Here is a 5,336-nt window from a genome sequence, read left to right as displayed (position 1 = left end):
CCTGCGTTTCGGTACGCATCCTCGCCCAGGAATTTAGCGCCAGCCGCAACATGAAGCGGGTGCTGCAGCACAATTCCGACCTCGTCGGTTACATGCACAATGCCGAGCCCTCGACCGAACAATATTCGCTATTTCGCAGCTACCTCGACGCCCGCCACCGGCGTGGCGGTATGTCCGACATGACGGTGCTCGACTACGCCATGATGGTCGAGGACACCCATGTCGACACCAAGGTGATCGAATACCGGCGGCGCGGGCCCGACACCTTCATCACCGGCAAGGGACAGGGCGAACTGATCGCGGTGGCGCTCACCGACAAGATGGCCGACGGCCTGTCGATGGTCTATTCCTACTTCAATCCCGATTTCGAGGATCGTTCGCTCGGCACGTTCATGATCCTCGATCATATCGCCCGCGCCAGGGCCATGGGCCTGCCCCATGTCTACCTCGGCTACTGGGTCAACGGCTCGCGCAAGATGAATTATAAGATGCGCTTCATGCCGCAGGAGCATCTCGGCCCGAAGGGCTGGGAGCGTTACACCAACGAAGCGGTTTCACGCTGAGTTTTTCCACGATCCACTCATAACTGTTTCAAAGCGGGGGATGCTGGTCTTTCAGCCGCTTGGCTAGAGAGTGCGCCATTGCGCCGGTCCACCTGCATTTCATTGCGAAAGTTGCTGCATGTCCTCCCACAACGACCACCAGAAAGGCCTTCTGATAACAGCCATCGGCGGCTTGACGCTGACCGTCGATATCCCGCTGATCCGGCTCGCCGACGGCGGCGCATGGACGATCCTGCTGCTGCGCACTGGCACCACCTTCGTCGCGGCCATGATCATCTGGTCGATCTGGCGCGCGCTCAGCCGGAACGCCCCGCAACTCATCCCCGGCTGGTCCGGCCTTGTCGTGGCGATTTGCTACGGGCTGACCTCGATCACCTTCGTCACCGCCGTCTTCCACACCTCGACCGCCGACCTGGTGTTCATCCTGGCCTTCAACCCCGTTTTCGCCGCGCTGCTGTCCTGGATATTCCTGAAGGAGAAGCCAAGGCTGGTAACGATCGTGGCGATGCTGGTCATGATCCTCGGCGTGCTGGTCATCGTCGGCGGCTCGGTCGGCACCGGGCACCTGTTCGGCGATTTCATGGCGCTGTGCTCGGCATTCTTCATCGCGGTCGCCATCACCATCTCGCACGCCAGCGGCAAGGATATGGGATTCACGGCCCTTGTCGGCGTCCTTCTGCCGCTGGCGCTGGCGGCTTTCATGGTCACTGGCGAAGGTTTTCAGGTCAATGCGCCATGGTGGATCATCTTCAACGGCGCCGTCATCATGCCGATCTCGTTCTTTTGCCTCGCCAACGGTCCGAAATACATTTCAGGTCCCGAAGTGGCGATGTTCTACCTGCTCGAAACCGTGCTGGCGCCGGTCTGGGTGTGGATGATCTTTGCCGAGACACCGACCCGCAACAGCCTGATCGGCGGCGTGATCCTGATCGTCACGCTGATAGCCCATTCGCTGTGGCAACTGCACGACGGACGCAAGCGCCGTGGCGACCTTGCGGTGCATCACCCGGCCTAAGGTATGTCGATATTCAGGTGATGCCGGCCTGCAAACGGCGGTTTCCTGCGCTTCCGGTGCTCACGTACGAAAAGTACGCTCCGCTCCGGTTCTCGAAAGCCGTCGCTTTCGGCTCGGCCTAACCTGACTCTCAACACCCCTTAACGCGAACCGGATCGCAGAATCAGGCGCTGGCTTTCTTCACCACGCTGGGTTCAGGCAGAACCTCGATCTGCGGGCCAGCTTCGATTTCGGCCGGCGAACCCGACATGATTTCGTCGGTCAGTTCCACCTCGCGCAGCCACTCGCGCCAGATCGCGACTAGCAGGGCCATCAGCACCGGGCCGATGAACAGGCCGAGGAACCCCATGGTCTTGACGCCGCCGATCAGGCCGAAAAAAGTCGGCAGGAAAGGTAGCTTTATCGGCCCGCCGACGAGCTTCGGGCGCAGCGTCTTGTCGACGATGAACAGCTCGACCGCACCCCATAGGAACAGCGCGAGCCCAGCCATCGGCGACCCGCTGGCGGCGAGGTAGATCGAGACCAGGGTGAAGGACAGCGGTGCGCCGCCGGGGATGAGCGCCATGACGCCGGTCAGGGCGCCGAGCGTTACCGGCGACGGCACGCCGGCCAGCCAGTAGGCAATGCCCAGCACCAGCCCCTCACCGATGGCGATGACGGTCATGCCGGTCACGGTCGAAGAGATCGTTGCCGGCACGACGCGCGAGATCCGCTCCCATCTGGTCGGCAGGATGCGCTCGCCGAGGCGGTCGATCTGGCCGGCAAAATGCTCGCCGTCGCGATAGGCGAAGAACAGCGCGATCATCATGAACAGCAGCGTCAGGAGCAGGCCGAAGGCGCTGCCGCCGGCGGCAAGGACGCCGCGATAGATGCTGCCGATATTGGCACCGCTGACCAACTGGATCAGTTCGCCGATGCCGCCGGGATGGCCAAAATTGGTCGTCCATTGCTCGTTCAGCCACTCGCCCACGACAGGCATGGTGGCGATCCAGTGCGGCGTCACGGCGCCGTGCCGGTTGGTCTCGATCGCCCAGCCGACCCACTCGCGCACCTCGTTGATGGCGTAGGTGCCGGCAAGCGCGATCGGCACCACCAGGAAGGCAAGGATGAACAGGATGGCAAAGGTCGCGGCGATGGTGCGGTTGCCGCCAACCGCGACAAGCAGCCGCCGGTAGAGCGGCCAGCTTGCAAAAGCGATGACCAGCGCCGCCAGCACCGGAAACAGGAAGCCATGGAAGAAATAAACACCGGCGGCGACGATCAGCACCAGCAGCCAGCGCGCCGCCGACAGCGGCGGAATGACGGCCGATCGCAGCGGCGTCGACAGGCCGAACAGGCGCTGCTGCCGTTCCGGTTTCTGGATTTTTGCTTCCCTCAAACGCCCGCTTCTCCCGAACACCTTTCCTGCTTATGCACTGGTATAGTGCAGCAATCGTGACGATAGTCCAAATGATGATGGTGAAGCTGCGAGGGCGAGATGGCCGGCAGCCGCCAGAGTGGGGCGCCGCGCATGAAACGCCGACCAACCCCTCTGTCGCCTTCGGCGACATCTCCCCTCGAGGGGGAGATTAGCAGCTACCCAAACTTCCCTGTCCTCGGGAAGCCCTTCGGCACCATGCGGCCGGCAGAGGCACGGGCGCCGATCCATTCGGCCAGTTCCTCACGCGACCGGACGAAGGTGCGGTCGGCCGAATCCTGCCAGGACAGGCCGCTCTCCAGCGTGAACGGCTTGAGATCCAGAAGGCCGCCATCCTTGTATTTCTGCAGGCGAACGCCCTTGCCGCGTCCCATCTCCGGGATGTCGGAGAGTGCGAACACCAGCATCTTGCGATTCTCGCCGACGATGGCCAGATGGTCGCCAGTGAGCGGGATGCAGCGCTTGGCCTCGTCGGGCGCCTTGACGTTCATCACCTGCTTGCCCTTGCGGGTGTTGGCGACGACTTCCTCCTCCGGCACGATGAAGCCATTGGCGTCATACGAAGCCAGCAAAAGCTTGCGCTTGGGATCGTGGACGAAGGCGGTAACGATGTCCTGGTCATTGTCCATGTCGACGATGATGCGGATCGGCTCACCATGGCCGCGGCCACCCGGCAGCCGGTCGGCGCCGATGGTGTAGAACTTGCCGCCCGTCGTGAAGACCAGCACCTTGTCGGTGGTCTGGGCATGGAAGGCGAGCTTAAGGCTGTCGCCCTCCTTGAAGGTCAGCGTCGAGAGATCGGCAAGATGCCCCTTCATCGCCCGCAGCCAACCCTTTTCCGAGACGACCACGGTGACTGGCTCGCGCTCGATCATGGCGTGCGCAATGTCGGTCAGGTCGTGTTCGGGCGCATCGGCGAACTGGGTGMGGCGCTTGCCGAGCTCGGTCTCCGGGCCGAACTTGTCACGGATATTGGTGACTTCCCACTTGATCGTCGCCCATTGCTTTTCGTTTGAAGCAAGCAGCGCCTCGATCTGTTTCTTCTCGGCGCTCAGACCGTCGAATTCCTTGCGGATCTCGAATTCTTCSAGMTTGCGCAGRGCRCGCAGCCGCATGTTGAGGATGGCTTCGGCCTGGGTGTCGGTGAGCGACCAGCGGGCCATCATCACCTGCTTGGGCTCATCCTCCTCGCGAATGATCCTGATCACTTCGTCGATGTTGAGATAGGCGATCAGGTAGCCGGCGAGGATCTCCAGCCGTCTTTCGATCTCGCCAAGACGATGTTTCGAGCGGCGAACAAGCACGTCACGGCGGTGTTCGAGCCATTCCTGCAGCACGCCTTTCAGCGACAGGACGTTGGGCACCTTGCCGCGCGACAGGACGTTCATGTTGAGGGGAAAGCGGCTTTCGAGCTCGGTCAGCTTGAAAAGCGATTCCATCAGGATCCCCGGGTCGACCGAGCGGCTCTTCGGCACCAGCACGACGCGGATGTCTTCCGCACTTTCGTCGCGGATATCCTCGAGCAGCGGCAGCTTTCGCGCCATCAAGAGCTCGGCGATCTTCTCGATCAGCCGCGCCTTCTGCACGCCGTAGGGGATTTCGGTGACGACGATGCTCCAGGTGCCCCTGCCCTGGTCCTCCTGGATCCACTTCGACCGGACGCGAAAGCCGCCGCGCCCGGTTTCATAGGCTTCCAGGATAGCGGCGCGGCTGTCGACGATAATGCCACCGGTCGGGAAATCCGGTCCCTGGACAAAGTCCATCAGCTTCGCCACCGGCGCATCGCGATGCTCGATCAGGTGAAGTGCCGCGTCGCAAAGTTCGGCCGCGTTGTGGGGCGGGATCGATGTCGCCATGCCCACGGCAATGCCAGACGAGCCGTTGGCGAGCAGGTTTGGAAAGGCGCCGGGCAAAACCACCGGCTCCTCGTCTTCTTCATTGTAGGTCGGCCGGTAGTCGACGGCATCTTCGGTGATGCCGGACAACAGCTCGGTCGCCACATCGGTCATGCGCGCTTCGGTGTAGCGCATGGCAGCGGCGTTATCGCCGTCGATGTTGCCGAAATTGCCCTGCCCGTCGACCAGGGGGTAGCGCATCGAAAAATCCTGCGCCAGCCGCACCAGCGCGTCATAGATCGACTGGTCGCCATGCGGATGGAACTTGCCCATCACCTCGCCGACGATGCGGGCGCATTTGGCAAAGCCCTGGTCGGGGTTCAGCCGCAGCAGACGCATGGCGTGCATGATGCGGCGATGGACCGGTTTCAGTCCGTCGCGCACGTCCGGCAGCGCCCGGTGCATGATGGTCGACAGCGCATAGGCCAGATAGCGCTCTTCCAGCG

The 5,336-nt window shown here is 62.5% G+C and carries 4 protein-coding genes; 2 read left to right on the top strand and 2 right to left on the bottom strand.

What is annotated here, in order from left to right; genetic code table 11:
- On the top strand, positions 1-563 hold a 563-nt coding region (locus ACXJ7R_RS24150; RefSeq protein ID WP_457154029.1), incomplete at its 5' end, for an arginyltransferase.
- 118 nt (positions 564-681) lie between these two features.
- Positions 682-1,578, top strand: coding sequence for a DMT family transporter (locus ACXJ7R_RS24145; RefSeq protein WP_095085762.1), 897 nt, complete (start codon positions 682-684; stop codon positions 1,576-1,578).
- A 163-nt stretch (positions 1,579-1,741) separates the two neighbouring features.
- On the opposite strand, the gene ACXJ7R_RS24140 is transcribed toward ACXJ7R_RS24145, so the two are convergent.
- Together ACXJ7R_RS24140 and parC are read right to left on the bottom strand one after the other, a co-directional pair.
- Positions 1,742-2,956: an AI-2E family transporter gene (locus ACXJ7R_RS24140; RefSeq protein ID WP_457154028.1), complete on the bottom strand. Its 1,215-nt coding sequence runs from the start codon at positions 2,954-2,956 to the stop codon at positions 1,742-1,744.
- A 197-nt stretch (positions 2,957-3,153) separates the two neighbouring features.
- Positions 3,154-5,334, bottom strand: coding sequence for a DNA topoisomerase IV subunit A (gene parC, locus ACXJ7R_RS24135; RefSeq protein ID WP_457154027.1), 2,181 nt, complete (start codon positions 5,332-5,334; stop codon positions 3,154-3,156).
- Between the last annotated feature and the right edge of the window lie 2 nt (positions 5,335-5,336).

This window comes from Mesorhizobium sp. P5_C1 (genome assembly GCF_054049815.1).
Note: the sequence above shows the minus strand (reverse complement) of the source record. Positions and strands in the feature narration are given on the sequence as shown.

Excerpts from the sequence above, each read along its gene's own strand:
- ACXJ7R_RS24145 (WP_095085762.1), top strand. The coding sequence starts at position 682 with ATGTCCTCCCACAACGACCACCAGAAAGGCCTTCTGATAACAGCCATC.